Annotated in this window: 21 protein-coding genes and 1 riboswitch; of the genes, 11 read left to right on the forward strand and 10 right to left on the reverse strand. The window is 48.0% G+C overall.

The features are described 5' to 3' along the window. Nucleotides 1–4: 4 nt before the first annotated feature. Both pelA and MoGM_RS12230 read right to left on the reverse strand, forming a co-directional pair. A complete protein-coding gene (pelA, locus tag MoGM_RS12225) occupies nucleotides 5–1,123 on the reverse strand; it encodes a pectate lyase (protein ID WP_104370328.1) in 1,119 nt (372 codons plus the stop codon). A gap of 114 nt (nucleotides 1,124–1,237) precedes the next feature. Then, the gene (locus MoGM_RS12230) at nucleotides 1,238–1,744 is read right to left on the reverse strand and encodes a DUF6359 domain-containing protein (RefSeq protein WP_146078740.1); all 507 of its coding nucleotides are present in this window, start codon (nucleotides 1,742–1,744) and stop codon (nucleotides 1,238–1,240) included. Nucleotides 1,745–2,845: 1,101 nt separating this feature from the next. Here MoGM_RS12230 and MoGM_RS12235 point away from each other — a divergent pair. Next, nucleotides 2,846–3,256 (forward strand): energy transducer TonB, encoded by a 411-nt coding sequence (locus MoGM_RS12235; protein ID WP_104370330.1) that lies wholly within the window; start codon nucleotides 2,846–2,848, stop codon nucleotides 3,254–3,256. A 249-nt stretch (nucleotides 3,257–3,505) separates the two neighbouring features. Continuing rightward, nucleotides 3,506–3,695, reverse strand: a riboswitch (cobalamin riboswitch). A 202-nt stretch (nucleotides 3,696–3,897) separates the two neighbouring features. On the opposite strand, the gene MoGM_RS12240 is transcribed toward MoGM_RS12235, so the two are convergent. Next, nucleotides 3,898–4,881: an ROK family protein gene (locus tag MoGM_RS12240; RefSeq protein ID WP_104370331.1), complete on the reverse strand. Its 984-nt coding sequence runs from the start codon at nucleotides 4,879–4,881 to the stop codon at nucleotides 3,898–3,900. Nucleotides 4,882–5,018: 137 nt separating this feature from the next. Here MoGM_RS12240 and MoGM_RS12245 point away from each other — a divergent pair, with 137 nt between their 5' ends. The 9 genes from MoGM_RS12245 (at nucleotide 5,019) to rpe (ending at nucleotide 13,314) form a co-directional block, all read left to right on the forward strand. Continuing rightward, the gene (locus MoGM_RS12245; RefSeq protein WP_199181793.1) at nucleotides 5,019–5,684 is read left to right on the forward strand and encodes a LysE family translocator; all 666 of its coding nucleotides are present in this window, start codon (nucleotides 5,019–5,021) and stop codon (nucleotides 5,682–5,684) included. A gap of 7 nt (nucleotides 5,685–5,691) precedes the next feature. Continuing rightward, nucleotides 5,692–6,252, forward strand: coding sequence for a DUF4924 family protein (locus MoGM_RS12250; RefSeq protein WP_104370332.1), 561 nt, complete (start codon nucleotides 5,692–5,694; stop codon nucleotides 6,250–6,252). A gap of 54 nt (nucleotides 6,253–6,306) precedes the next feature. Next, nucleotides 6,307–7,170: a dTDP-4-dehydrorhamnose reductase gene (gene rfbD / locus MoGM_RS12255; RefSeq protein WP_104370333.1), complete on the forward strand. Its 864-nt coding sequence runs from the start codon at nucleotides 6,307–6,309 to the stop codon at nucleotides 7,168–7,170. Continuing rightward, nucleotides 7,167–8,735 carry a peptide chain release factor 3 gene (locus MoGM_RS12260; RefSeq protein WP_104370334.1) on the forward strand — a complete coding sequence of 523 codons (1,569 nt, stop codon included), beginning with the start codon at nucleotides 7,167–7,169 and terminating at the stop codon, nucleotides 8,733–8,735. Before rfbD ends, MoGM_RS12260 begins: the two co-directional genes overlap by 4 nt. A 96-nt stretch (nucleotides 8,736–8,831) precedes the next feature. Further along, nucleotides 8,832–9,401 (forward strand): L-threonylcarbamoyladenylate synthase, encoded by a 570-nt coding sequence (locus tag MoGM_RS12265; protein WP_104370335.1) that lies wholly within the window; start codon nucleotides 8,832–8,834, stop codon nucleotides 9,399–9,401. A gap of 197 nt (nucleotides 9,402–9,598) precedes the next feature. Beyond that, nucleotides 9,599–11,407, forward strand: a complete 1,809-nt coding sequence (locus MoGM_RS12270) for a chloride channel protein (protein ID WP_104370336.1) — start codon at nucleotides 9,599–9,601, stop codon at nucleotides 11,405–11,407. Nucleotides 11,408–11,449: 42 nt separating this feature from the next. Next, the gene (gene fmt / locus MoGM_RS12275; RefSeq protein WP_104370337.1) at nucleotides 11,450–12,427 is read left to right on the forward strand and encodes a methionyl-tRNA formyltransferase; all 978 of its coding nucleotides are present in this window, start codon (nucleotides 11,450–11,452) and stop codon (nucleotides 12,425–12,427) included. 100 nt (nucleotides 12,428–12,527) lie between these two features. Then, the gene (locus MoGM_RS13450; RefSeq protein WP_255401984.1) at nucleotides 12,528–12,656 is read left to right on the forward strand and encodes a hypothetical protein; all 129 of its coding nucleotides are present in this window, start codon (nucleotides 12,528–12,530) and stop codon (nucleotides 12,654–12,656) included. A 10-nt stretch (nucleotides 12,657–12,666) separates the two neighbouring features. Then, nucleotides 12,667–13,314, forward strand: coding sequence for a ribulose-phosphate 3-epimerase (rpe, locus tag MoGM_RS12280; protein WP_104370338.1), 648 nt, complete (start codon nucleotides 12,667–12,669; stop codon nucleotides 13,312–13,314). Nucleotides 13,315–13,849: 535 nt separating this feature from the next. On the opposite strand, the gene MoGM_RS12285 is transcribed toward rpe, so the two are convergent. The 4 genes from MoGM_RS12285 to MoGM_RS12305 all read right to left on the reverse strand — a co-directional run bounded on the left by MoGM_RS12285 (nucleotide 13,850) and on the right by MoGM_RS12305 (nucleotide 20,259). Continuing rightward, nucleotides 13,850–15,013: a PepSY domain-containing protein gene (locus MoGM_RS12285; RefSeq protein ID WP_104370339.1), complete on the reverse strand. Its 1,164-nt coding sequence runs from the start codon at nucleotides 15,011–15,013 to the stop codon at nucleotides 13,850–13,852. 72 nt (nucleotides 15,014–15,085) lie between these two features. After that, on the reverse strand, nucleotides 15,086–16,477 hold the full coding sequence (locus tag MoGM_RS12290; RefSeq protein WP_104370340.1) for a DUF4374 domain-containing protein: 1,392 nt from the start codon (nucleotides 16,475–16,477) through the stop codon (nucleotides 15,086–15,088). 29 nt (nucleotides 16,478–16,506) lie between these two features. Next, nucleotides 16,507–18,969 (reverse strand): TonB-dependent receptor, encoded by a 2,463-nt coding sequence (locus tag MoGM_RS12295; protein ID WP_104370341.1) that lies wholly within the window; start codon nucleotides 18,967–18,969, stop codon nucleotides 16,507–16,509. 690 nt (nucleotides 18,970–19,659) lie between these two features. After that, entirely contained in the window at nucleotides 19,660–20,259 is a 600-nt protein-coding gene (locus MoGM_RS12305; RefSeq protein ID WP_104370343.1) for an RNA polymerase sigma factor, read from the reverse strand. Between the two features lie 259 nt (nucleotides 20,260–20,518). Between MoGM_RS12305 and MoGM_RS12310 the strand changes: the two genes are divergently transcribed. Further along, nucleotides 20,519–22,453, forward strand: coding sequence for a sugar phosphate nucleotidyltransferase (locus MoGM_RS12310; RefSeq protein ID WP_104370344.1), 1,935 nt, complete (start codon nucleotides 20,519–20,521; stop codon nucleotides 22,451–22,453). A 241-nt stretch (nucleotides 22,454–22,694) separates the two neighbouring features. Here MoGM_RS12310 and MoGM_RS12315 read toward each other — a convergent pair whose 3' ends face one another. Genes MoGM_RS12315 through rfbA form a run of 3 tightly spaced genes read right to left on the reverse strand, consistent with a single transcriptional unit; the run spans nucleotide 22,695 to nucleotide 26,563 of the window. Beyond that, a complete protein-coding gene (locus tag MoGM_RS12315) occupies nucleotides 22,695–23,138 on the reverse strand; it encodes a BT0820 family HAD-type phosphatase (RefSeq protein WP_104370345.1) in 444 nt (147 codons plus the stop codon). After that, entirely contained in the window at nucleotides 23,135–25,681 is a 2,547-nt protein-coding gene (locus MoGM_RS12320) for a tyrosine-protein kinase family protein (protein WP_104370346.1), read from the reverse strand. Before MoGM_RS12320 ends, MoGM_RS12315 begins: the two co-directional genes overlap by 4 nt. Nucleotides 25,682–25,696: 15 nt before the next feature. Continuing rightward, nucleotides 25,697–26,563 (reverse strand): glucose-1-phosphate thymidylyltransferase RfbA, encoded by an 867-nt coding sequence (gene rfbA / locus MoGM_RS12325; protein ID WP_104370401.1) that lies wholly within the window; start codon nucleotides 26,561–26,563, stop codon nucleotides 25,697–25,699. Nucleotides 26,564–26,759 lie beyond the last annotated feature (196 nt).

The raw sequence follows: 26,759 nt of genomic DNA on the forward strand, positions 1-26,759 counted from the left end.
TATTTTACAGCTTTTTGTCAAGGCTTACCGCCACTTTGCGCTCAGGGTCGTGACGTGCCGCCCATTTGGCGTATCGGGCATACAGGGCTGCGGGGCGGTTGTTGTACCAACTGTAACCGTTGCGCCGCTCATGCCCTATCTCTTCAAGTCTACGTTTCGGAACCCCGTCTCTGTCGCATACGTATGGCCGGCCCTCTTCCAGGTCATAGAACCGTGCCCATATAGGATGTGCGTTCGGGTCGCTGACCAGGCGCGTGTCGTGTCCCGGTTTTCCTTTCTTGCCTGTCCGCACAAGGCGCACTCCGGTCAGTTTGTGCTCGTCAAACCATTTCATCGCTCCGTGTACTGCGCGTTTGATGCGTTCGTCGGGGTTAGGCTGGCGCATCAGTATGTCCACGAGCACGGCGCTTTCGCTCGAGCAGAACGACGGTAGTTCGTAAGCGCGTGCTTTCGCCGGTCGCAGCGTCTTGCGGTCGTGTTGCTGGCACCACACCGTAGGCTCTCCGTCTATCACGATCTGAGTGGCGAGAATGCAGTCTATTCCTTTCCGGTATGACACTGCGAGCTTTTCGCGCAGGGCGCTGTCCGTGATGTCGCCGGAGAATGGATATCTGCCCGCCATGATTTCGTCGAACAGGTTGAGCGTGTTTGCCATGGCGTTATCGTTGTACGTGATGTGAACCCGATAGCCGCTTTTCTCAGGCCAGAACTGTGGCCATCCGCCGTTGTCGTATTGCCCGCTGAGCAGATATTCCACGGCTTTGCGGAATGAGTCTCGGTATTTTGTGTCGTCGGTGGCGCTGTACAGGTGTGCCAGATAACGCATCTGGGTGTTTGTCGCGCCATTGTCTGTCGTCGAGTCGTCTCGCCGTGCCTTGTCTTTCCTTACCTGTGCAAGCTCGCTGTCGGTATGGTGACGTGTCATGTCCATGTTTTTCGGCCACCCGCCTGTCACCCTCTGGTATTCGAGCAGCATGTCGCCGGCACGGCGGGCCTCTTCGGTAGTGAAGAAGTCCCGGCTTGTCTCGTTCATTATCTCTTTGTAGCTCTTTTGTTGTGCCATTGCCGGGGCGATGGCAATCAGCCCGCATGCCATTGCCGGCAGTAATTTGTTTTGTTTCATATAAGTGGCAGTTTGTAGTTGTTTTGTGTGCAAAGATACGCAAAACAGTCGACAAAACAGAATGTTATGTCGTAAATGCGTGTCTGCTGCGATGGTGCGTGGGTGTGCCGGTGGCTATTCCGTAAGGTCATGCCATATCAGCGGTTTGATGCCTGGCTGTCCGAGGTATATGGCTTTCATGCCGGTTATTGTGATCTGCCGCTCGAAAAGTTGCGGGTTGTCCACGAGGTTAAGCCTGTCTTGGTGCTGTGTGAAGTCGTTGATGCACACAGGCAGAAGCTCGTCCATGTAAAATCCTTCGCATTCTGTTAGTTTTAAATCCGACAGTATTATGGCACTTTTACCGTCGAACGGCGGCCGGAATTTGGCGTTTCTCATGTTTCTGCGTGTGGAGCCTACGATGTATCCTCTGACCGTGATTACTGTTCCTATATCGGTCTCTATGGCTTCGGACACTGTGAGGCATCTTTGTTCTGTGCTGTCAATGTCGAAAGTCTCTTTCCAGTCGTAGTCGTCTGTTTTTTCCGTTTGGGGCTGTCGGCCGTCATCTGGTATGCTTATTTTCTCGCATGCGGCGATAAGTGCCGTTAATGCCAGAAGCAATGGTTTGATTGTTTTCATGGTTTTGTTTTCTGCTTTTTGGTTATTGGTGAGTTTTCTTGGTAGCCAGGCGTGTAGCGTGTCGTGTGCGGTTGTCTGGCAGATTTTGATTATCGGTTGCCGGGTATACTCCGCAAATATACTCAAACGGAGCAATACAGACAAATCAAATCGTGTGTTTTTTATGCGTTGGCGCATATTTTCCATGTAGTAGGATAAATTTAACCTAAATTATTTGCTTTTTATAATGTAATTGTCTATATTTGCGGAAGATAAGATTTCATCAGCCATTGCCGATGGCCTTATCGTTTATCCTGAGGTTGGATGCGTCCTGCGCCAACCTCTTTTTTGAGCCGTTGCCGTGTGTTCACGTCTCAATTTCAGGGTATTGTATACCGATGTGTATCGTGATAATGCTTGTTTTCTCGTGCTTTTTTGTATAAATTTGCATGGGTGAAGTCAATAAAAACAATAGGAATAACGATGAGTGACAGGAAAAATACATACAAAACACTATGCGGAAGATCGCCGTAAATGCATGTTTATGCACTTTGGATGGCTTGAATATTTGATAAATGCAAGTCGGTTGTCCAAGGAGTGTGTATTTACTGCGTAGCAGATGCTGTCGGCGGGCAGCGTCGTTCTTGTTGAATGGCTTTAGTATGGCTTTGCGGCGAGCCGCCCACTGTATCCGGTGGGCGGCTCGCCTTTTGTTTATATGGTTGTTTTTTGTGCTTCAACGGGATACTTTTTGCCTTGCATTTAGGCGCTCGTTACAATGCGTTTAGCGTCTAAACGCATTGTAACGAGCGCCTAAATGCAAGATGACGGCATACCGGTTGCGGCAATGCCTATGGAAGGATATTCGAGAAAGAGAAGTTTATCAAAAAACAAAGGCTGTAAGTGGCTTTGTTGTATGCTTTTGCATAAATATTCATATTTATTTTGTTGATTGTCGTTGGGAATAAAGTTTACAAATAACATTATTTTATATGTTTAACCGTTTTTAACATGGGGGGGGTGGCAAGCATTTTTATTTTATGTATCTTTGTGCCGTTCGATGGTAAATACTTAATATTTAAGATAATATAAATATTTAAGACAAAATAAATAATTAAGGTTATGAAGCAGAAATTGTTAGTGCTGTTTGCTATTTTGCTTGTAGGCATAGGCGCAAATGCCCAAAAAGCCGTACTCCCTGACACTGTAAGTGGCAAGATTCATTGTGTTCCAGACGAAAAACCTTCTTATCCCGGTGGTTCGGGGTTGCTGTTTAAATATCTCTCCACCCAGATCCGCTATCCGTCGGATGCGGTGAAAAATAAGATTGAGGGGCGGGTGATTGTCACTTTTTTTGTGGAAAAAGACGGTTCGGTCGATGATGTGGCAGTGTTAAAGAGTGTATGCCCTTCGCTTGATAAAGAAGCCGTGCGTGTGGTGAAAAATATGGCGAAGTGGAATCCCGGAAAGCATAAAGGAGTGCCGGTGAGAGTTAAATACACGTTGCCGATAAGCTTCAGGCTTCCGCGATGACAGTACGGGCATGGAAAAAACAAAAGGGTGTGGCCCGGCCTCCCGGTCCGACCACACCCGCAAAACAACTTATATAATAATAATTCATAGTGTGCGGACAATAATTAGAGGTGCGTATGATGTTGTCTTTATCACATGCGCCATGAAACAAGAGCCGCCGAAATACCGGACAGAATGCCTGTGTCCGGGTTTATACAATCATAGACAATGAATGCCGCATGTGTCCTTACTCCGAGGAACAACGGCTTTTGTTTCTTATCTGGTCGAGGCAGGTCTTCAGACTTTGTTCCAATCTCATGTTCCTTCCCATTTCCTTTCTTGAAAACAGTGGACTATTGCATGAAATCCATAATGAAACTTACTGCTGCGGGACAGTTGGAGACTCTCACTCCATTCCCTTTTAATCGCTGTTATGCGAGCCTTAACGTTTGCAAATGTAGCTATTCTCTTTCAAAGTAAAGACAACCTTACGATTAAAATGATGGTGATTAACATTATTTAAATAAGTTTTTTAGGGAGCTAAGAAAAATCTTTCCGGGAGTCAGGCGAATAGTATGGCACATACGGTGATGGGTCTCTTGGTTCATTTGACTCCCGGAAAAAATATTTGATCGCGGTCGCTGAAATGTCTCGATCCGACTTTAAGTGGCACTTATATCCCAACCTATCGCGCTTGCTCCGAGCACAGCGGCTGAGGCACCGTCGAGTCCGCTTATGAGGAACTGCGCCTTGCCTCGGAATACCGGCATCACACTTTCCTCGTATGCCTCACGTATAGGGTTCATGATAAGAGAGCCGGCCTTCACGAGACCGCCGAAAAAGATGAATGCCTCCGGACTTGAAAAAGCGGTGAAGTCGGCACAAGCCTCACCGAGCATCTTGCCCGTGAATCGGAAGATGTCGTTTGCCAGCTCGTCGCCCTTGCTTGCCGCTATGCTCACGTCGAGCGACGTGATTTTGTCCGGGTCCATGTCTCTCAGCAATGATTGTTTTCCGGTTGTGGCCAGCAGCTCCCTTGCGGAGCGTGCCACTCCCGTTGCCGAGCAGTAAGTCTCGAGACATCCGGTGCGTCCGCATCCGCAGGGGCGTCCGTCATCGCGCCGCATGATGATATGTCCCAGTTCTCCGGCAAAGCCGTCGTGTCCGTATACGAGCTGCCCGTTGACTACGATGCCCGATCCGACTCCCGTGCCGAGCGTGATCATGATAAAGTTTTTCATGCCTCGCGCCACACCGTAAGTCATTTCGCCTATGGCGGCGGCATTGGCATCGTTTGTCATGGCAACAGGCACTCCCAGCTTGTCGCCGAACATCTTGGCGAGCGGTATTATACCCTTGCCCCAGTTTATGTTTGCCGCATGTTCGATGGTGCCTTTATAGAAATTGGCGTTCGGCGCGCCTATGCCCATAGCCTTGATTTTCTCGATGCCGCCAACCTGCTCTATGATTACTTGCAGTGCTTCTATGGCGGCGTCAACATATTCTTCCGCCGTGGCAAATCCTTGTGTCTTGATTGCTGTCGTGGCTTTTATTTCTCCACGGCTGTCCACTATCCCGAATACGGAATTTGTGCCGCCGAGATCCAAACCGATCACGTAAGGTTTGGGTATTGATAGTTCATTCATGATGATATAATTATGTTATTAAATAAAATACATGGTTGTCGTTCTTTACACAAAGTTAGAAAAAAAAGAACACGGGCAAAAGAATTAGCGGTAAAAACTTGTGTAATTCGTATAATTTTAGCAATTTTGCAGACATTATGCCATTTCCGATACATATTAACATATTGGATTTCATATTCAAGGGAATGCTCATCGGTGTCATAGCCTCGGCCCCGATGGGGCCTGTGGGTGTGCTATGCGTGCAACGCACGCTGAACAAAGGCCGCTGGTATGGTTTCGTGACCGGTATAGGTGCCGTGGTGAGCGATATCCTGTATGCCGTTGTCACGGTATATGGAATGAGCCTCGTGATGGATTTTATCAGCGACCAGCAGAATAAGTTTTACTTGCAGATAGTGGGAAGCATGCTGTTGCTGGCGTTCGGGGTGTATACATACCGCACCGACCCCACGAAGAACATGCACCGTTCGGGACACAACAAAGGTACGTTGGTGCACAACGGGATAACGGCTTTTCTCGTAGCGTTCTCCAATCCGCTGATAATATTCCTTTTTCTCGCGTGCTACGCCCAGTTTGCTTTCGTGCTGCCAGATCATCCGTTTGAGATGGCTGTGGGGCTGATGAGTATCGTGGCGGGAGCTTTGTTGTGGTGGTTCGGCCTTACATGGTTTGTTGACAAAATCCGTGGTAAGTTCGATGATAACGGTATCAGGCTGATAAATCAGGTGATAGGTTTTATCGTCATGGTATGCTCGGTCGTGATGCTGTTCGGGACGGTGACCAATTTATATCGTTTTTTCTGATTTTGCTATGTATATATCACAGGAATTAAGAAAGAAAAACATTGCCGAATATCTGCTGTACATGTGGCAGATAGAAGACACGATAAGGGCGTTCGGATGCTCGTTGTCGAGAATTCGCAGGGAATATATAGACAGGTTTGACTGTACTGAAGAGCAAAAAGAGGAAATGGCCGATTGGTACGGAAATCTGATAAGGATGATGAATCAGGAGGGATGCCGGGAAACAGGGCATCTGCAAATAAACAAGGTGGTGATGATCCAGCTTGAAGAACTTCACTCCATGTTGCTGCAAAGCGGCAAGTTCCCTTTTTATAACGCCGAGTATTACAAGGTCCTGCCGTTTATAGTCGAACTGCGCAACCGCGGAGCTGCAAAGGACGAGAATGAGATTGAGACATGTTTCAACTCACTCTATGGCGTGATGATGCTCCGTCTTCGAAAAAAAGAGATAACGCCGAACACGGCGCATGCCGTGAAAGAGATAACCACGCTTGTGGGAATGCTCGTCGACTATTATCATAAAGACAGGGAGACACCGCTCTTTGTGGAGGAAGACGAGGGCTTGTAGCGCTACGTTACCGTTTTTTTATTTATTGAAATCATAGAATTTAAGAATTATATCATGAATATATTGATTACCGGTTGTAACGGGCAACTGGGCAATGAAATACAGTTGCTGGAAAAAGAAAACGCTCAGCATGTTTATTTCAATACGGATGTGGCCGAACTGGACATAACCAACCGTGAGGCCGTAAACGATTTTATCCGTCGTAATGAGATTGACGGAGTGGTGAACTGTGCGGCGTATACCGCGGTAGACAAGGCTGAGGATAATGTAGAGCTTTGCGGATTGTTGAACGCCACGGCTCCGGCATATCTGGCCGAGGCGATAGCTGCCCGCGGCGGATGGATGATACAGGTGTCTACCGACTACGTGTTCGACGGAACGGGACACACGCCTTATCGTGAGACTGACCCAACGTCGCCTGACAGTGTTTACGGCAATACCAAGCTTGAAGGCGAGATGAATGTGCTCAAAGCATGTCCGGATTCGATGATAATACGCACGGCATGGCTGTACAGCCGCTTCGGAAACAACTTCGTGAAGACTATGATGAGACTTGGACGGGAGCGTGACACTCTCGGTGTTGTGTCCGACCAGATAGGCACTCCGACCAATGCCGCCGACCTTGCCGCCGTAATCATGACGGCGATAAACAAGGGAGTGGTGCCTGGAGTATATCATTTCTCGAACGAGGGGGTAATCAGTTGGTATGATTTTACCAAGGCAATACACCGTATAGCCGGAATAGGCACATGTCATGTAATACCATTGCATACCGATGAGTATCCGGCAAAGGCGAACCGTCCGGCATACAGCGTGCTCGATAAGACAAAGATTAAGGAGACGTTCGGAGTGGAAATCCCATATTGGGAGGAGTCGCTCGAAAGATGTATAAAGGATTTAAGCGAACAGGAAAGATGAACAGCGAAATACAAAGAAGACGCACCTTTGCGATTATCTCTCACCCGGATGCCGGCAAGACGACGCTGACCGAGAAGTTCCTGCTTTTCGGAGGACAGATACAGGTGGCGGGAGCGGTGAAGAGCAACAAGATACGCAAGACGGCAACGTCTGACTGGATGGACATTGAGAAGCAGCGCGGAATATCTGTTTCGACCTCGGTCATGGAGTTTGACTATGAGGGATACAAGGTTAATATTCTCGACACGCCCGGTCACCAGGACTTTGCCGAAGATACATACCGCACCCTCACGGCTGTTGACTCAGCCATAATAGTGGTTGACGGGGCAAAAGGCGTGGAGGCACAGACGCGAAAACTTATGTCGGTGTGCCGCATGCGCAACACACCCGTAATCATATTCATTAACAAGATGGACCGCGAGGGACGCGATCCGTTTGATCTTCTTGATGAGCTTGAGCAGGAGCTCGGAATAAAAGTACGTCCGCTCAGTTGGCCGATAAACCAGGGAGTTAAGTTCAAGGGTGTATATAATATATATGAGAATAAGCTCGATTTGTTCACACCGGATAAGCAGCGTGTGACGGAGAAAGTGGAGGTAGATGTGGACAGTGCCGAACTCGATGGTATGGTAGGGGAGAGTGATGCGGAAAAACTGCGTGAGGACCTCGAACTTGTGGACGGAGTGTATCCCGAATTCAATGTGGACGACTATCGTTCGGCTGCCGTTGCTCCGGTATTCTTCGGATCGGCGTTGAACAATTTCGGTGTGCAGGAATTGCTTAACTGCTTTGTCGAGATAGCCCCGAGTCCAAGACCTACAAAGGCTGAGGAGCGAATTGTGGAGCCGGAAGAGTCCAAATTCACAGGATTTATATTTAAAATAACGGCAAATATAGATCCCAATCACCGTTCGTGCATTGCCTTTTGCAAGATATGCAGCGGTAAGTTTGTACGCAACCAGCCTTATCTTCATGTGAGAATGGGTAAGACGGTGCGCTTCTCTTCGCCAACACAGTTCATGGCTCAGCGTAAGAGCACTATTGAAGAGGCGTATCCGGGAGATATTGTCGGACTTCCCGATAACGGTATATTCAAAATCGGTGATACACTGACGGATGGCGAAATGCTACATTTCCGCGGCTTGCCGAGTTTCTCGCCCGAGATGTTCAAATATATTGAGAATGCCGATCCAATGAAGTCGAAGCAGCTTCAAAAGGGAATAGACCAGTTGATGGATGAAGGTGTGGCGCAGTTGTTTGTCAACCAGTTTAACGGTCGGAAGATAATAGGAACGGTGGGACAGCTCCAATTCGAGGTAATTCAATATCGCCTTGAGAACGAATATAACGCCAAGTGCCGTTGGGAGCCGGTTCATCTGTATAAAGCATGCTGGATAGAGAGTGATGACGCAGCCGAGCTTGAAAACTTCAAGAAGCGCAAGTATCAGTATATGGCCAAGGATAAAGACGGCCGGGATGTTTTCCTTGCCGACAGCGGATATGTTCTCAGTATGGCTCAGGAAGACTTTAAAGGCATTAGGTTCCATTTTACCAGCGAATTTTAATGTGGCAACCGTCTGCCGCCGTATAATCGGATGATTATGGAATGAGCGCGGGAGCGATTATTATAAGTTGACGGAAACAATAAGTAATGATTGTAAATGAAAATAGAAGACGATATAAAACAGGCCGTGGAGGTGATGCGTAAGGGTGGCGTGATACTCTATCCGACCGATACCGTGTGGGGAATAGGATGTGACGCGACCAATGCCGAAGCGGTGGCACGAGTGTACGAGATAAAGAAGCGTAGCGATTCCAAGGCCATGATATGTCTTGTGGACAGCGACGCAAGACTGCAACGGTATGTACGTAATGTGCCCAACGTGGCTTGGGACCTGCTCGATTGTGTAGACAAACCGACGACTGTAATTCTCGATGGTGCGGTAAACCTTGCTCCGAACCTGATTGCTGAGGATGGAAGTGTGGCGTTGCGGATAACCGGCGAGGCTTTCTCGAAAGAGTTGTGCTATCGCTTTCAGAAACCTGTCGTATCCACTTCGGCCAATATATCGGGAGAGCCGGCGGCACAGAACTACCGTGACATATCGCAAGAGATAATAGACTCGGTGGACTACGTGTGCTGGACGAGACGCCAGGAGCACAAGCCGCACAAGCCGTCGGCCATCATTAAGCTCGGACAGGGCGGAGAGATACAGATCATACGCAAATAGGGCGGGATGTATTTTACAAGGTGAACCGCATCTCATCTCAACGCGACAGGTGACTGCTGTAGGGAGACGGGCACGCTTTTTTTGACGTGAAACCTGTCTCTGATAATAAGGACTACGCCCGCTTGAGGGTGATAATACTATTTGTCCGGAAATAACCGCCGGATTATCCGGATCGATTATCGGATAATTGATACACGATGAACATCTATAACACTGAAGCACAAGCTCCGACACCGTTCGGACGATTGCTGGCATGGCGGGAAGAACATGTCAGTCATCGTACGTTTGTGCTTTTTCTCGCTTTTCTCGTAGGCTTTTTCTCGGCCGTGGCGGCATATATTCTTCATGAGATAATAAACCATATAGTGGCTTTGCTGACAGGGTCTTTCAACCGTCAGACGGCTAACTGGCTTTATCTTGTATATCCGGTGGTGGGAATTTTCATCACATCTCTCTTCGTGAGATATGTGGTCAAAGACAATATCAGCCACGGAATAACACGTATTCTTTATGCGATAAGCAGCAAGCGGAGCCGTCTTCGAGGACATAACTGCTGGTCGTCGGTGATAGCTTCGGCCATAACCATCGGCTTCGGAGGCTCGGTGGGAGCCGAGGCTCCTATCGTTCTTACCGGTTCGGCAATCGGTTCCAATCTGGGGCAACTGTTCAAGATGGACAATAAGACACTCTTGCTGCTCGTCGGTTGCGGTGCGGCCGGAGCCATTGCCGGAATATTCAAGGCACCGATAGCCGGTCTTGTCTTTACACTCGAAGTACTGATGATAGACCTTACAATGGCCTCACTGCTTCCTGTGCTCATCTCTTGTGTCACAGCCACGTGCTTTACGTATATATTTCGCGGCTCTACGGCCCTTTTTTCGTTTCATATAGACAGTGACTGGGTCATCGGTCGTGTGCCGGCCTGTATCCTGCTTGGTGTGACATGCGGCCTGATAAGCCTTTACTTTATACGTACCATGAATATGTGCGAGAATGTTTTCGCCCGTTTCAAGAGCCGTCCTTACGTGCGCTTGCTTATCGGCGGAGCTACGTTGAGCCTGTTGATATTCCTTTTTCCGTCGCTCTATGGTGAGGGGTATCGTGATATCAATCTTCTGCTCAACGGACAGACGGCTGAAGATTGGGACGGTGTCTTGCGGAACTCGCTGTTTTCCGGGCAGAGTAATCTCCTGATACTTTATATAACCCTCGTAATGCTTACAAAGGTAGTTGCCACCTCTGCCACCAACGGCGGAGGCGGATGCGGCGGAACTTTCGCGCCCAGCCTTTTCATTGGGTGTTTCGGCGGTTTTTTGTTTGCCCGCCTGTGGAACATATATAATATCGGAATTTATACGCCTGAGAAGAATTTCGCACTTTTGGGCATGGCCGGAGTTATGTCAGGGGTGATGCACGCTCCGCTCACCGGCATATTCCTTATAGCCGAGATTACGGGCGGGTACAGTCTTTTCCTGCCGCTGATGATCGTGAGCGTGTGCTCATATCTCACGATAAGCATATTCGAACCGCACAGCATCTATGGCATGCGACTGGCTCGGCAGGGCAAGCTCATCACTCACCATACGGACAATGCGGTGCTCACTTTGATGACTCTCGACAGCATAGTGGATAATGATTACACAGCTGTGTCGCCCGATATGGAATTGGGAGAGATTGTGCATAAGATCAGTCTGAGCCGCCGCGACATACTGCCGGTACTTGACCCGGCTGGCAATCTGCTTGGCGAGATAAACATAGGAAAGTTGAGGCACGTGGTGTTCCGCACCGAACTTTATCATCATTTCCGCGCACATCAGTTGATGTTGCCACCTACTGTCACACTGAGCGACGGAATGCCGATGACCGAGGTGATGAAGGTGTTCGACCGCACACAGGCAGACGGTCTGCCCGTGCTCGACAGCGACGACCGGCTGAAAGGTTACGTGTCACGCCAGCGACTTTATGCCGCATATAGGAAGATGGTGGCAGACATGAGTCAGGAATGACCGTTTTTATAAGCAGTATTCACCGAATAAACAGAAATTATTTTGAGAAAGCAGGATTTAAGGATTATATTCATGGGCACGCCTGAATTTGCCGTAGAGACGCTAAAGGCGCTTGTCGAGAACGGTTATAACGTGGTGGCAGTGGTGACCCAGCCCGACAAGCCGGTAGGCCGTCACGGAAGTGTGATGCAGCCGTCTGCCGTGAAGAGATATGCGCTGGAGCATGGCCTTCCGGTGTTGCAACCGGTAAAGATGAAAGATCCGGAGTTTGTCGAGGCGTTGCGTTCTTATGACGCGAATTTGCAGGTTGTGGTGGCTTTCCGCATGCTTCCCGAGGTGGTTTGGGACATGCCGGAGTATGGCACGTTCAATGTTCATGCGGCACTCCTTCCGCAGTATAGAGGAGCTGCTCCGATCAACTGGGCCGTCATCAATGGGGAGAAGCGGACTGGTGTCACGACTTTCTTCCTCGATAAGGACATAGATACCGGCAGGATAATAATGCAGATGCCTTTCGAAATCGCCGACGACTATAATGTGGAGGACGTATATGACGGGCTTATGAGGCTCGGCGCTGAGATATGTATCAAGACGCTTGAGAGGATTGTGGAGACAGACGGTCATCCTGAGTCTGTACCGCAGGAAGAGCTTCTTGTCACGGCGAGAGAACTTCGTCATGCTCCCAAGATTTTCAAGGATACATGCAGGATAGACTGGGGAAAGACGGGAAAAGAAGTTTATGACTTCGTCCGTGGTCTAAGCCCTGTGCCAGGAGCGTGGTGTAATATCGTGTCGCCCGACGGATGCGAGAAGATGATTAAGATTTACGCCACGGAAAAAACAAGTTTCGGGGCATCGGCCGCACCTGGCTCAATAGTAGTGGAAAACAGGCAGATGTATGTATGTACCGGAGATAGCCTCTTGCGGATGTGTGAACTTCAACTTTCCGGCCGTCGCCGTATGACAGCCACGGAGTTTATCAATGGCATGAATGATGCCGGCCGTCACCGTATGGAGTAGAAACTTGTGTGGCATGAGGCAAAAAATGCTTTGGCGAGTATAATAAAACAAGGCAACTGTCGTTTGATAGATAGAAAGTGTAACAAACCAAAGAGTGCCTATGAAATATTTTACGCAAGAAGCATTACATCCGAGTGAAAGAACGCTTGAACTGATAAAACAGATAGCGTATACTTACAGAGTGATAAAACTGACCGACGGCACGCAGGCTGCCTGCTGTCTGAATTAACCGCAAAGTAATGGCAATAGTATCTCCGTCGCTTCTCGCCGCCGATTTCCTTAATCTCGCCGGTGATATAGACATGATAAACCGCAGTGATGCCGATTGGCTTCACATTGATGTCATGGATGGTGTTTTCGTACCCAATATATCGTTCGGTTTTCCGGTCATTGAGGCCGTGGCCAAGGTGTGCAGAAAACCGCTTGACGTGCATTTCATGATTGTTCATCCTGAGCGATATATCGGTGAGACAGCCAGACTAGGTGCCATGATGATGAATGTGCATCTCGAGGCTTGTACACATCTGCACCGTACGGTACATGAGATACATGAGGCCGGCATGAAAGCAGGTGTGACCCTCAATCCGTCAACCCCTGTGAGTATGCTTGAAGACATTGTCGGCGATGTGGATATGGTATTGCTGATGAGTGTAAACCCGGGATTTGGCGGACAGGTTTTCATCGGGAACACAATAGAAAAGGTCAGGCGTCTGCGGGATATGATTAAACAGAGCGGTTCGAAAGCGTTGATAGAGGTTGACGGAGGTGTGGATGCCGTCACGGCGCCGTTACTTGTGGAAGCCGGCACTGATGTGCTTGTGAGCGGCAGTTATGTGTTTAAGAGCAATACTCCGGAGCAGACAATACACGATCTTCGCAGTCTTTGATTTCAGCGAATGATTTTACATGGCACCCAAAAATCGTTTGCCTGATACAGACCATGAGATGTCGGATATATAAATGCGGGTTTTGAGTTGTTATTGTATTTGTCTGGATTATGAGTTTTATGAGGTTTGGCTGGTTCTTGTTTCAGATTTTAATCGGTTAGACTTAACCGATTGGGTAATGAACTTTTAGCGAATTATTTTAGGAATGGAGGTTGCTATTTCTTAAACATGCGAAATTCAGCCTTTTGCATTGCTATGTTGTCAAATAACTATTTGATAGACAATATAATATCTTTTTCCGAAAATACGAGCGATCGTAATAATTTTATAAAATCGGATTGCAGAAAAAGAATATCATTCATCCCGTTGATTTTCCTAAATGTTTTTCGGAGAAAAATATTCTTTTGGGGGTCGTCAATTACAGTGTTTGTGTACTCATTGCTATATTTAGGGTATGTTGGGATATTTAATCGAGAAGGGGATGCGTAACCATTTCCCGTTCCCACTTCTCGATTATCTTGTACCGACGTAAAAGCTATTTCGTTCTCTTCCGGTCTGAATACCGCTTCCACCACAGATAATAACCAGTCAGTGGCAATGTGGCGCCGATGAGCGCGGCAAGGAAATAGAGCAGTTTCGTCCAAATACCACCCCAGGAACCGGTATGGAACGCGTAGAACCAAGCTTGGAGACGTTGATGTCGGGGCGTGTCCTCATAGCGCATAATGTCACCGAGACGAGCACTGTGCGGGTCGAACGCAATGCGGTCGGTACGTCGTATATTGGATTGCCGTACGACCTGCGCTTCGGTTTGTGTCAGTAAGATTGTTTTGTAAACAGGATAATGTGCGGTGAGTTGCGTGAGCGCCTTGTCCCACACGGAATAATCGAACTTAAACTCTTCTTTCTCGTTTCGCAACTTTCCGAGTTTCGGATCAGCGGTTCCCTTGCCTGTTGTTTTGCGGCCATTGCGATCAATAAAATAGGTCTTTTTCAAGGTGTTTTCTGATGCGGCAATGCTTTGCTGTGCACCGCCAAAAAGTGCGTAAGCAGCTGTGCGGTACCAGCCGAATGACCAGGTAAGACCTGTCAGCGCCATTACCAGCAATAATAGGGTAGTGTAGAATCCCAATGCGATGTGGCAGTCGTAGTAGAAACGGCGGCGTCCGTTGAAAAATGTTATTTTCAACCTGTTGCGTAACGATTTGCGGTTACGGGGAAACCAAAGAATAAAACCGCTAACCAAAATCACTACCAGACATAGCGTTGAGACTCCGACAATGATTTTTCCGACAGATTTCTCTCCTTTAGCTGCAGGTGGGTCAAGCAGCCAGCGGTGGAGCTTGCGCATGGTGGAACTTCCGAGCCAGCCGTTCACGTGACCCGTATAGGGATCAACGCTCAACCGTCTGCGGCCCGTTTCGTGAAAGGTGACCATACAGGTTTCGTCGTGCTGGCCGGAGAGTTGCAGTGAGGACAGATGGAGCGAATCAGGCATCTGCTCGTCGACGCGTGCCACGAGTTGCGATGGTGCAAGTGGCTGTACATTGGCGTGAGCCACATGGTAGAGTTTTGGGTGAAGCGCACGGGTTGCTTCATCTTCGAAGACGAGCGCAGCACCGGACAGACAGATGACGGTGACGATAAGTCCGAACGGGATGGAGAGCCACAGGTGTATTTTGGAAATGAACTGTTTCATAAATAGAGTATTTGGGACGGACAAAGTAACAGCTTGGCAGATAGCGGGCTGTTATTTTGTCCGTTGTATTTTTTACTTTTGGATGGTCAGTTTTCCTGCGGTGGCAACGGATTCCGCATCTATCACCAGACCTTTGTGGGCACGTCCTGTCACTGTATCTATTTTATAGAACGCCGGTTTGTCGCCACCGGTCACGGTCACTGCTATGTACATGGCACCGTTCTCACCGTATGGTTCTCCTCCGAAGCCCGCCAGATCGGACGGCAAGCCCGTAACGGGAACCACCGTTTTCTTTTCGGCGTCGAAGACGGCCAGTTCATTGACGATGGCATCCTTGCCTTTCTTCATTCCATCCACGCCTTCGGAATAGAGCTGGAGCAGGAAGTGGCAATCCGAAATGTGCCAACAACGGAAGATAGGATGCTTCGTGCCGATTTCTTCGAAATTCACATAGTAGTCTGGGTCGAAGTCCGTCTCTCCCTTACGTATACGCACTACGCCCGATGGTTTGGTTCCTGTTACCTTTTTCAAATCAGCCGACGAAGTAAATGTGCGACCATAGCCTGGCGAGAAGACGTAGAGATCCCCATTGTCGGCAGCCCAAATCGTTTGGTAGTACTGTGAACGCATGCGACCGCATGCGAAACCGATTCGGTCGGTCGAGGCGATTACAGGTTTCTCTGCGAATGATGTTCCGCTGTAGATGGCGATGTAGGCACGATCTGGATATTGCGTAGAGGGAATCACGCCAGCCGTATAGGAGCCACTGGCAGAACCGCCGTCGGCTTTGGCGATCAGTTCATGGTCAGTTACCTTATCCGGCCACTTTGCTATGCCGTAGAGGCTCATGCCCATCGGTACGACCGAGGTGTAGAGTTTGCCGTTGGCCTCTTCCAGACCTGCGAATGTCACCTTCTCGCCATTGCCGAGAAAGTTCTCCGCATCAATCGACCCTTCGGTTTGTCCACCCGTATTTTCATCAAGGTAGTTGAATAGAAGCGCTTGTGCTATATTGCCTTGGGCATCCGTTGTTTTAGAGTTGCCGGTCGATACGGTCACGACCTTGTCGCCCCACGTGCCGTAGGAGGTGATGCGGTTGAATTCGTAACTGTATTTCTCGGTGGGTTTACCTGTTGCGTTGAGGTAGTAGGATGCGCCGGTACCGGCTCCACCTTTGTTATAAACCAGTGAGAATACATATTTATGGTTCTTGAATACCCAGTAGGAGCCACCGAGCACCTCAGTGCCCATGCCACGCACGGTAACAGTGCCTTCATCAAGTGACGGAGCGGTAATAAGATAGCTCGTGCCGTCGTCCATAGCCGCGATTACGTATGAGGTTCCGGCATCGGTACCCGGTGTTGTCTCGGGTGTGTCATTGCTGTCGCTGCACGAGGTCAGCAGGCCGGTTGTGCCGATGCATAATAGGGCGAGAAGCCCCAATGTGTGAAGATTCTTTTTCATAATTGTTTTTTTTATTTGTAATTTATAAATCAGTCGCCGAAATGAACACGTGCCTTGACGTAGAACGAACGTCCTGCTTTCTGAAGGCTAAAATTATCGTAGAGTCGTGCGTCGGTCAGGTTACGGCACTCCAATGAAATATTATAACGTCCGTTTTGGGTGCTGTACGACAGCTGGAGATTGTGCGAAAGTTGCTCAGGCACGTAGGCTTTGGAGTCTTTGTCGCCAATGTTCTCCCAGTTAAGTGGAAAGGAGTGCTGCCAGAAACCTTCATAACCTACTGTGAGTGTATGTCCTCTGGCGAAGAGGTTACGCCAATAAAAATTGGTGTCGAAGTTGGCAAAGCGGTATGGAATGTTCGGCAGCCGCACCTTGTAGTGCATGTTTTCCTGCTGAGACGATCCTGTCCAGTTCCGCTCATAGTCGCGTGTGTCTATGCTATTCCACGTACCACCGAGGTCGAACCTGCGGGCAAACGAGTAGCGCAATGACACGTTGTAGCCTTTGGTGCGGACATGTCCGTGGTTCTCGTAGATGCCATATTGCGTTGAGCCGTGCTTTCCCAGGCCGCGCTTGATGTAGTCTTTTGTGTTGCGGTAGATGAGGCTGACATCTGCATATAGGCTGTGGTAGCCGAAACGGCCGTGGTAGCTGAAATTCAGGTTGATATTGTCGCTCTTTTCAGACTTCAGGTCTGTGCGGCCTGCTTCGAGATCCTCGTCACCGAAGAGTTCGTCGGTGGTGGGCAAACGGAAAGCCCGCTCGTACGAGAGTTTCGCTTGCAACTCTTTTAGTACGTAATAAGTTCCTGCTGCCCCATAACCCCATGTAGACAAACTTTTGCCAAGCGAGACGTAATCACCCACACCGTCGGTACTGCGTGACACGGGACCACGGTTGTATTGTTGGTAATACTTGACAAATGCTAAGGCATTCCACCGCTTGGACGGAATTAACCGATAAGAAAGTCCGCTGATGTTCTTGCGCGTAATTTTAGGAATGGAAAAATCTGTCACTACCGATGACTTTCCCAAGTGAGAGCGGCTCGTGCGTCGAAAATCGCTATATACATGATTGAACGTCAATGTATGGATATCGCCGATGCGGTAGTTGAGCGTCAGCGTGGCATTCCAGTTCGTATTTTTCGATTCGCTGTTCTGATAGGATTGCTCACCGCGACTGCCTTTTTCGTAATAGTGGCCGTACCAGTTATAATAGCGGGCTGTCGTATCGATATTGTGTGTAATATTGTGGTTATAATTTGCTGAGACGAGCAGGTTGAGCCCCGGAGTGAAGATATTGTGCTTGACATACTCGAGTGAGGGGGAGAGCGAATGCCCTTTACGGTGTTTCTCTCCGAAAACAATCTCCTGATAGACACCCGTCTGGATCTCCTTGTAGAAATTTGACCAAGAGAAGCCAAACACGAGCCGGTCAGCCCATTTTTTCCCGATAAGACCGAGTTTACCAGACACCACCTCATTGTGAAACGCATTATTGAAACGACGGACATGTTTAACGTCATTTTTATCTACGGGAAATTTGTGGATCGTACCATCGGGTTGTACCTCGAACTCACGCACCCAGTTGTCGATGTAATAATTGTTGTCCGAATAATTCTGGAATGCTTCGATTGTATACAAGAAGCCATCTTTGGTCGTTTGTCCGAGGCGAATGCTCGAGCGATGGGTATTAAACGATCCGTAGGAGTAGGAGGCATCTGCATGCCAACTGCTACGTCGTTTATTTGTGACTATATTTACTACACCGCCAATGGCGTCGGTACCGAAGCCCACAGGCACGACTCCTTTGTATACCTCTATACGCTCGGCAAAGCCCACAGGGATATTGTTCAGGTCAAACGCCTGTCCGGCTCCTTCATGTGGCACACCATCGATGAAAACTTTGACGTGTTTGCCGCTGAAGCCATCAAGCATAAGCTGCATGTCGGAACCCACACCACCCGATTCGCGGAGTTTTATGCCGGGTAGTCGCGAAAGTGCGTCACTTAGACTTTTGGTCGTATTCTGCAAGGTCTTGGTATTTATTGCCACTGCATTGAACGGTGATTGTTGAACCCGACTTACACCGCTGGAATGAACGACAACCTCTTCCAACCCGGTCGTTGCCGGTCGTAGAATGACCATAAGATTTTCCGAATCCTGACTTACTGTTATATTTTTCTTGACGGGTTCGTAGCCGAGAAGTGAAACGACCAACTCGTGCGTTCCTACAGGAACCTTGAAGCGAAACCTCCCCTTGTCGTCTGTGGAGCATCCGTAATTTGTATCTTTCAGATATACGGTAGCGAAAGAAGCTGCCGTACTGTCTTTTTCCATTACTCTCCCCGAGAGCCATGCGAAGACGGGCGAATCATGATGGCCATGGTGCGGACTATGCGACTGAGCGGAAATCGGCAGAAAGCAGACAGTCAGTATGGCAACAAAAGCCTCTATTTTTCTAAATCTGTGTATATTTTTTATTATTGACATATAATTAGTTTTCGAGTGCAAAGATAAGCTTGCTGAAAAAAATATGCAATCGCAAAAAATAGGTATTTTGATGGCTGATACTTCTTGCGGACGGTTACATGACGCTGGAATGTACCCTTAGACTGATGTATCATACTTTCTTGGCTGACTTGGCATTGTGCTGTTAAAAGAGTTTCATAATGGTTTCCGGCTCTATACAGATACAGAGATAGTGGGCTTTTATGCAGCCGCGAAACATCCATCTTGCTATTGAGCTGTTTAATCTCGCCGTCTACCGTAAGACAGCACTTCAAATGCGGGTTGCATCCCTGTTTTTCGCTGTTTTTTTCATATAGAGCAATTACTTTGAATGTACTTCGCATAACTCACTTTTTAGGGGTTACAAGAGTATGTTATAGTGAGTTCCCGACAGAAATGCAGACTGCGCAAATCACAAAAAAAAGAAAATGAAACCAGCCCAGACTTCCGGCCTGCCTCAATAAATTGTTTTGTATTTGCCAGTCCGTTGCGGTACAATATGTGATCGTTATTTTAAATGATTAATACAAAACGCCTTGCAACCGAATACCCGTTGCAAGGCGTTTAATGCTTTAATGACATGAATTTGTCTTATGATTGCAAACGGAAAATACTTTTCCGCTTTTTAAAAGAACTATCCTATGTAGGAATGGTTCTATTTTTTTATGCTTTTCAAGCTTCCATTTTAAGCAGAATATCGTGTTCGTGAGCCATGCGCCTGAGGTTTAGAATTGCATATCGCATGCGGCCGAGAGCGGTGTTGATGCTGACTCCCGTCACTTCGGCAATCTCTTTGAACGACAAATCCTGATAAAATCTCATGTATACCACCTCACGTTGTGCGGTGGGCAGTTTGTCCATCATTCGTTTTACGTCTGTCATAATCTGGCTGTTGACTATTTCTGACTCTATTCCGGTATCTATCACAGAGTTCTCGTTGAGGTTGGACAGGTCGTTGTCTTCAGTTGGTTCCACGATATGTTCGTTTTTCTGCATCCTGTACCAGTCCATAATGACGTTATGGGCAATTCTTGTTACCCAATAAGAGAACTTTCCCGAGTCTGTGTATTTACCCTCTTGTAGCTTGGTGATGACTTTTACGAATGTGTCTTGAAACAAATCATTAGCCAGTTCCTGGTCCCTGACCACGAACATTATATATGTGAACAACTTTGATTGATTGCGTGCCAATAACTCGTCAAATGCCTTGTTGTCTCCTCCAACATATCGTAAGGCCAACTCTTCGTCGGTCATACTGTCAAATTTCGTCATACTTAATCTTTGTTTTTATTATTAAGTAAAGTTTTTGTCGATAGGCAAATGGTTTGTCGGTTCGTTATTAACATCTGTTGTTTATGATGCAAAAGTATATAAAATAATCTGTATGACCAAATAATCGGGTACTAAATTGTTTTTTCAAAGATATTTTCGTTATCTTTGCATGGTAAGACACATCCGGCTTTCGGATGATGCGTCGCAGTGCATTGAGCAGTGCGGAAAGACTGTGAAAAAAGAAATAACATAATCTGAAATGATAAAGCTTTTTGTGCCGGGAAGGCTTTGCCTCTTTGGCGAGCATACCGATTGGGCGGGGCATTACCGTACCATGAATGCAGATATATTGCCCGGAGCTGCTGTCGTGACGGGAATAGAGCAGGGGATATATGCCGAGATTGAGCGGTCGCCGGTCTTTGAGGTGACGAGTTGCGCCCCGGAGATAGAGGGGCTTTGGAGCAATTTCTCATGCCGTATGAACGACGCTGAACTGAAAAAGGTAGCCAAGTCGGGCTCGTTCTTCTGCTATTGTGCGGGTGTGGCGTCATATATGCTCGAATGGTATAAGGTGGGTGGCGTGCGTATAAACATTACTTCGATGACGCTTCCGATGAAGAGCGGATTGTCGAGCAGCGCTGCTATCTGTGTGCTTGTGGCAAGGGCATTCAACAAACTGTATCACCTCAATCTTAATACGCTCGGCGAGATGAACATCGCCTATCTCGGCGAGCTTCGCACCGCGTCTCGTTGCGGCCGTCTCGACCAGGCGTGCGCTTTCGGTGTGAAGCCGAGCCTGATGCTTTTCGACGGCGACGAGGTGGAGGTAAGGGCTATGACAGTCAAACGGCCGTTGCACTGGGTGATAGCAGACTTGTGCTCGTGTAAGGATACAGTGCAGATACTGGCAGATCTCAACAAGTCGTATCCTTTTGCCATGGACGATGACAGCCGGCGGCTGCATGATTTTTTCGGAAGCAAAAACAGGGATATTGTCGAACGTGCGGTGGGGTATATTGCGTCGGGCGATGCCGAGCGGCTCGGCAAACTGATGACCGAGACGGAGGATCTTTTCGACAGGTTTGTCACTCCGATGTCTCCTGCGCTCAATTCCCCGATACTGCACCGCTATCTGAATGATGAGAATATAAAGCCGCTCGTATATGGAGGAAAAGGCGTTGGGTCGCACGGTGACGGCTCGGTGCAGTTTCTCGCTCGCGACTCTGAGTGCCAGCATCGGCTTGAAGAGTACCTTAATGATTGCGGATTGCGTGCTTATTCGTTCACGTTGCAGCCGGTGCATACAGTCAGGAAAGCTATTATTCCCGTCGCAGGGTTCGGCACCCGGCTCTATCCGGCCACATGTGCCATGAAAAAAGACTTCTTCCCTGTGCCGTGTCCGGATGGCATGGTGCGTCCTGTCATACTTATATTGCTCGAAGAGTTGATGGCCAGCGGCATAGAGGAGGTTTGTATAATACTCGGCTCGGAGGAAGAACGGCGCCAGTATATAGATTTTTTTGAGACACCGTTGCCTGAAGAGTATTTGAGAAAGTTGTCTCCTCAAAACCGTGGCTATGCCAATCATATCCTTGATATAGGCAAGCACCTGCATTATGTTTACCAGAATGAGAAGCGTGGTTTCGGGCATGCTGTCTTTCAGGCAACGGAATTCGCGGGCAATGAGCCGGTACTGCTGTTGCTTGGTGATACGTTGTATAGGAGCGATGGTAACAAGACATGCGCTCTGCAACTGATAGAAGAGTATGAGAAGTATGCCAAGCCTGTGGTTGCCATTCATCGGATCTGTTTGACTGATGTGGACAAATACGGGATATTGAGCGGTCGGTGGGATGATGTTCAGAGGCGTATTCTCAATGTGTCGATGATGACCGAGAAACCGGATGCCGCGTTTGCGGAAGATTGTATGTACGTGGAAGGTGCCGATGGAGGGAAAGAATACTGGTCGGTTTTCGGGCAATACATTCTCACTCCAGATGTGTTTGACCGTCTGGCGGCGGATATTATGGCGGCCGATGCTGACGGAGACGGCCGGGAGATTGAGCTGACGGCAGCTCTCGATGCAGTGAGGCGGCAGAAGGGCATATTGGGAGTGAGAGTTGACGGCCGTATGTTTGATATTGGTAATCCTTCCGCTTTCAGAAATACCGTCTTGGAGTTTGCTCGTAGTTAATGAGTTATTAACCGGTATATTGTGTGTCACATTATATATGGTGAGTGTGTTGCTGCATGTGGAGACATGTAATGGGCTTTGTGCCTGGCAATGATATTGTGTTTTAGGTGTTATTCGATGGCTATTAATTGTTATGAGCGGTGCGTCAAGTGTGAAGGCATGCCAATCCTTGTGTATATTCAATGAAAAACCGGCTGCGTGAAGTCATGCAGCCGGTTTTTCATTACGTATCATGTGGTGTTCAGAATTGCCACCATTTCTTTTTCATCTGTTTGTTTTGCGGACCATACGGGTTGCCGGTGTTGTTCCCTTCAGCTTCCATCATGAGGTCATTCCATGTTCTGCGGTGGCTGATCATTCGGTATATCGTGCCCCAATCTGGCAATCCGCCCACATTGCGGTCGTCTATGAACATATCCACTTTCAGCTTGCGGCTGAAGTGCTGGTTGTTGCTGGATGTCTCTTCCGGATAGTCCCGGTTCACGGCGTAAAACTCAACGCCCCTGCTTCTGCACCATTCTACCGCCTCTTCGAGCAAATCTCCCTCACGCACGCTCCATAGGATGAGCTTGTGATGATCTTTGATAAGCATTTTGAGGGTATCGATTGCAAAAGGAATCTCCTCACCGATTTTCGGGTATTTATGCTCGACTATTGTTCCGTCGAAATCTACTGCTATTGTCATTTCTTTACTGAATTATCGTTTGCGTTTCCGTAGTGGCTGTTCGCATAATTGCCATAACTTCCGTATGAGCCATAGTTACCATAGCTTCCGTATGAGCTGTAACCGCCGTAGCGTCCGTATTTGCCATACTTGCCATAGCCGTAGTAGTAGCCGTATTTCTTCTTTGACAGGTCTACACCGTTAAGTACTATGCACATGTTAGGCAGTTTTTTCTCGGCCGCAAGACCGTTGAAAAGGCCGAATGCCGCTTTCGGGGTATAGTCTGCACGGCACACAATGACGGTGACGTCTGTGAGCTTGCCGATTTGCAGAGTGTCGGTAACGAGTCCGACAGGTGCCGTGTCGAGTATGATATAGTCGTACTCGGCTTTCAGCATCTCGATGATCTGGCTGAGATTTTCTCGTGCAAGAAGCTCGGTCGGGTTTGGAGGTACAGGGCCGGCAAACATGAGGTCGAGGTTCTTGTTTACTCCCGACGGGCGTATTTGGCTCTTTATGCTTTCCATTGTGACTTCGTCTTTTGACAACAGCGTGGTAACACCCATGTTGCGGTCAGACATTCTGAACAGTTTGCCAAGCGCGGGCTTGCGGATGTCGAGACCGATAAGGATGACTTTCTTGCCAAGCAATGCGAAAGAAACCGAAAGGTTGGCTGCATTGAATGTCTTACCTTCACCCGATGTGGACGATGTGAACATGATGACACGCTGGTCTCCTTTCAGCATGAACTGGATATTGGTACGCATGGCTCGGAATATCTCGTCTATCTGATCGTTCTGGTTCTCGTGCACCACAATACCGCCTGGGCTGTCTTCACTTCCGTTTGCCACAGCCACGTCCGCTATTATAGGCAGGTTGGTGAGTCTTGCTACATCTGCATGGCCCTCGATCTTATACCGGAGCAATTGCAGTAAGTATATGATGAGCAGCGGCATACCGAAGCCCGCCACTAATGCCACAAGCATGATTATGCTGCCTTTAGGGCTTACTTTGCCCTCAAATATAGGCTCATCGATGAGTTTACCCTTGTCGGCAGTGGCAGCCAACGATATTGAGTTCTCTTCACGCTTCTGCAAAAGCATCAGATAAAGACCTGATTTTACTTCCTGCTGGCGACCGATTTGAGTAAGCACACGTTCCTGTTCGGGGGTGCTTGATATCTTGCTTTGATACTGTGAGTATTGGTTCTCAATGTTCATGCGCTTTATATCGGCACTGTGACGAGCCTGTGACAGGGCTGTCCTGATACTGCTTTGAAGCTGGTCGAGTGTCTCTGTAAGCGTGAGCACCTGCGGAGCTATCTCTGATGCGGAGCGTAACAGTCTGTTACGGTCTATCACACTCTGGTTGTACTTGTTGATAAGAGTTGTGGAAGCGTTGTCTTCCAACCCTACATTGGAAGGGATTATCTGGTATTTGTTGTCCTGATTGTCTATGTATTCGCGCAGATAATCGAGCAGTTGTATCTGTGCCTTGGCTTCTGAGAGCTTTATTGAGTACTGGCTCGACTGTGCGAGGTTCTCTGTTGCGTCAAGTTTTATCTGCGTAAGGTTGTTACGCTTCTTGTAGCTCTCCAACGAACTTTCCGTCACGTCAAGCTCGGCATTGATCTTTTCAAGACGCTCGTTGATGAACTCCTCCGTCTTCACCGCAATCTCGTTCTTGTCGGCATTGGCCTGTCTGTTGTAGCATATAGCCAACTGGTTGAGGAAATCCTCCGCTCTTTCCACGTTTTTGTCTTTCAATGTCATTAGAGCGATGGACGTGGTTTTTGATGTAGGCTCTACCGACATGGCCTTAACGTATGAGGCTGCGACGTATGATAACGGATAAATGGTGACGTAGAGGTCTTTGTTTATGAATTTCTGATAGTCCTCCTGAGTTTCAAACACTGGTTTTATCGGGTTCTTTCTGAACGTGAGCACGCCCGCATACGTCTTTAATGTGGCAGGGAAAGAACTGAATGAGGTCTTGAACGGTCTTTCAGTACCTTCCTTTGTGTATGCCATACCGGTGACTTTATACGTGTCTCCTTTTTTTATTATCTTCAATTTGACGGGTTGAAGCGTCTCGTCCATTTGTTCAAGACTGGCGGGATCGATGTCTACGATGATAGGCTGGTTCTTGTATATGAGACGGTTTTTGACCCTTCCTTCAAGTTTATACTCTACATACAGTTTCAAATCCTTGATGGCTTCACGTGAAAGGATATGACTTTTCAGTATCTCGACCTCATTGTCTATACCCGCACTGTTGGATATGAAACCCAGTTCCTGCATGTTGGCAAGCATCTGGTTGCTGCTACCGCCTTTCTGTTTGTTTTCGTCCTTGATTAGAATTTTTGCCGATAGCTGATAAACGGGACTCTTGTATCTGAGGTATATCAGAGCACCGCACAGACATATAAATATAGACAAGGCGAACCACTGCCAGTTTAATATGAAAATGGTGAAAATGGTTCTGAAATCAAACGAACTCTCTTGCTCGTTCTGCGCAAGGGCATCTATTGTTTCTGTCGTTTCCAATTTATTCTTTTCTTCCATCATAGTGTTTGGTTCTTAAATATTCATGAGATATTGTCCGTAGTCGTTTTTTATCATGGGCTGAGCCAGTTCATGGAGCTTTTCCCTCGTAATCCATCCTTTTCTGAAAGCGATCTCTTCGAGGCACGCCACCTTGAGGCCTTGCCGTTTCTCGATTACCTCAATGAACGTGCTGGCTTCGCTGAGACTGTCGTGTGTTCCGGTGTCGAGCCATGCAAATCCCCGTTGGAGAGTCTGCACTTTCAGCTTCTTTTGTGCCAGATACTCCTGGTTCACCGTGGTTATTTCAAGCTCTCCCCGTTTGCTCGGCTTTATGTGCCTCGCAATTTCTACAACGCTGTTCGGATAGAAATATAACCCTACCACGGCATAGTTTGATTTCGGATTTTCCGGTTTCTCCTCGATGCTCAAGCAGTTGCCTTTTTCGTCAAATTCCGCCACCCCGTATCGTTCCGGGTCGTTTACATAATAGCCGAATACAGTGGCGAGATTATCTTTTTCGGCGTTTCTCACGCTTTGTTCGAGCAGTCCCGAAAAGCCGCTTCCGTAGAATATGTTATCGCCCAATACGAGGCATACCGAGTCATCGCCTATAAACTTGTCGCCGATGATGAATGCCTGTGCAAGTCCGTCAGGCGACGGTTGCTCGGCATATTCGAATTTTACGCCATAGTAACTTCCATCACCCAGCAACCGTATGAACCCGGGCAGGTCTGCCGGTGTGCTGATAATCAATATGTCTTTTATTCCGGCAAGCATCAGTACTGATATAGGATAGTATATCATCGGCTTGTCGAAAATAGGTATCAGTTGTTTACTGACCCCCTTGGTTATAGGGTAGAGCCGTGTGCCGCTACCACCTGCCAAAACAATTCCTTTCACGTTATAGCTGAGTAATAGTTTGAAATTTTCGGCAAAGGTAAGTCTTTTTTCCTGCATTACCATATATTTTACATGGAATTTAATTATAATATGAGGAAAAATAATTAACTTTGCATGCTGAAAGACGTATGATCAGCGGCTTATTGCGTATCGTTTGGACTTCGATTTCGTATATTCCCGCTTTTATTGAAAATAA

The sequence above is a fragment of the Prevotella sp. MGM1 genome, assembly GCF_002933775.1.
Taxonomy (GTDB): Bacteria; Bacteroidota; Bacteroidia; order Bacteroidales; family Bacteroidaceae; genus Prevotella.

What these genes read in the sequence shown, in the direction of transcription:
- MoGM_RS12230 (WP_146078740.1), bottom strand. Translation starts at nt 1,744, where the DNA reads ATGAAAACAATCAAACCATTGCTTCTGGCATTAACGGCACTTATCGCC.
- rfbD (WP_104370333.1), top strand. Translation starts at nt 6,307, where the DNA reads ATGAATATATTGATTACCGGTTGTAACGGGCAACTGGGCAATGAAATA.
- MoGM_RS12245 (WP_199181793.1), top strand. Translation starts at nt 5,019, where the DNA reads ATGCCATTTCCGATACATATTAACATATTGGATTTCATATTCAAGGGA.
- pelA (WP_104370328.1), bottom strand. Translation starts at nt 1,123, where the DNA reads ATGAAACAAAACAAATTACTGCCGGCAATGGCATGCGGGCTGATTGCC.
- MoGM_RS12285 (WP_104370339.1), bottom strand. Translation starts at nt 15,013, where the DNA reads ATGAAACAGTTCATTTCCAAAATACACCTGTGGCTCTCCATCCCGTTC.
- MoGM_RS12270 (WP_104370336.1), top strand. Translation starts at nt 9,599, where the DNA reads ATGAACATCTATAACACTGAAGCACAAGCTCCGACACCGTTCGGACGA.
- MoGM_RS12240 (WP_104370331.1), bottom strand. Translation starts at nt 4,881, where the DNA reads ATGAATGAACTATCAATACCCAAACCTTACGTGATCGGTTTGGATCTC.
- MoGM_RS12265 (WP_104370335.1), top strand. Translation starts at nt 8,832, where the DNA reads ATGAAAATAGAAGACGATATAAAACAGGCCGTGGAGGTGATGCGTAAG.
- rpe (WP_104370338.1), top strand. Translation starts at nt 12,667, where the DNA reads ATGGCAATAGTATCTCCGTCGCTTCTCGCCGCCGATTTCCTTAATCTC.
- MoGM_RS12320 (WP_104370346.1), bottom strand. Translation starts at nt 25,681, where the DNA reads ATGGAAGAAAAGAATAAATTGGAAACGACAGAAACAATAGATGCCCTT.
- MoGM_RS12235 (WP_104370330.1), top strand. Translation starts at nt 2,846, where the DNA reads ATGAAGCAGAAATTGTTAGTGCTGTTTGCTATTTTGCTTGTAGGCATA.
- MoGM_RS12315 (WP_104370345.1), bottom strand. Translation starts at nt 23,138, where the DNA reads ATGACAATAGCAGTAGATTTCGACGGAACAATAGTCGAGCATAAATAC.
- MoGM_RS12305 (WP_104370343.1), bottom strand. Translation starts at nt 20,259, where the DNA reads ATGACGAAATTTGACAGTATGACCGACGAAGAGTTGGCCTTACGATAT.
- MoGM_RS12250 (WP_104370332.1), top strand. Translation starts at nt 5,692, where the DNA reads ATGTATATATCACAGGAATTAAGAAAGAAAAACATTGCCGAATATCTG.
- MoGM_RS12310 (WP_104370344.1), top strand. Translation starts at nt 20,519, where the DNA reads ATGATAAAGCTTTTTGTGCCGGGAAGGCTTTGCCTCTTTGGCGAGCAT.
- MoGM_RS13450 (WP_255401984.1), top strand. Translation starts at nt 12,528, where the DNA reads ATGAAATATTTTACGCAAGAAGCATTACATCCGAGTGAAAGAACGCTT.
- MoGM_RS12295 (WP_104370341.1), bottom strand. Translation starts at nt 18,969, where the DNA reads ATGTCAATAATAAAAAATATACACAGATTTAGAAAAATAGAGGCTTTT.
- MoGM_RS12260 (WP_104370334.1), top strand. Translation starts at nt 7,167, where the DNA reads ATGAACAGCGAAATACAAAGAAGACGCACCTTTGCGATTATCTCTCAC.
- MoGM_RS12290 (WP_104370340.1), bottom strand. Translation starts at nt 16,477, where the DNA reads ATGAAAAAGAATCTTCACACATTGGGGCTTCTCGCCCTATTATGCATC.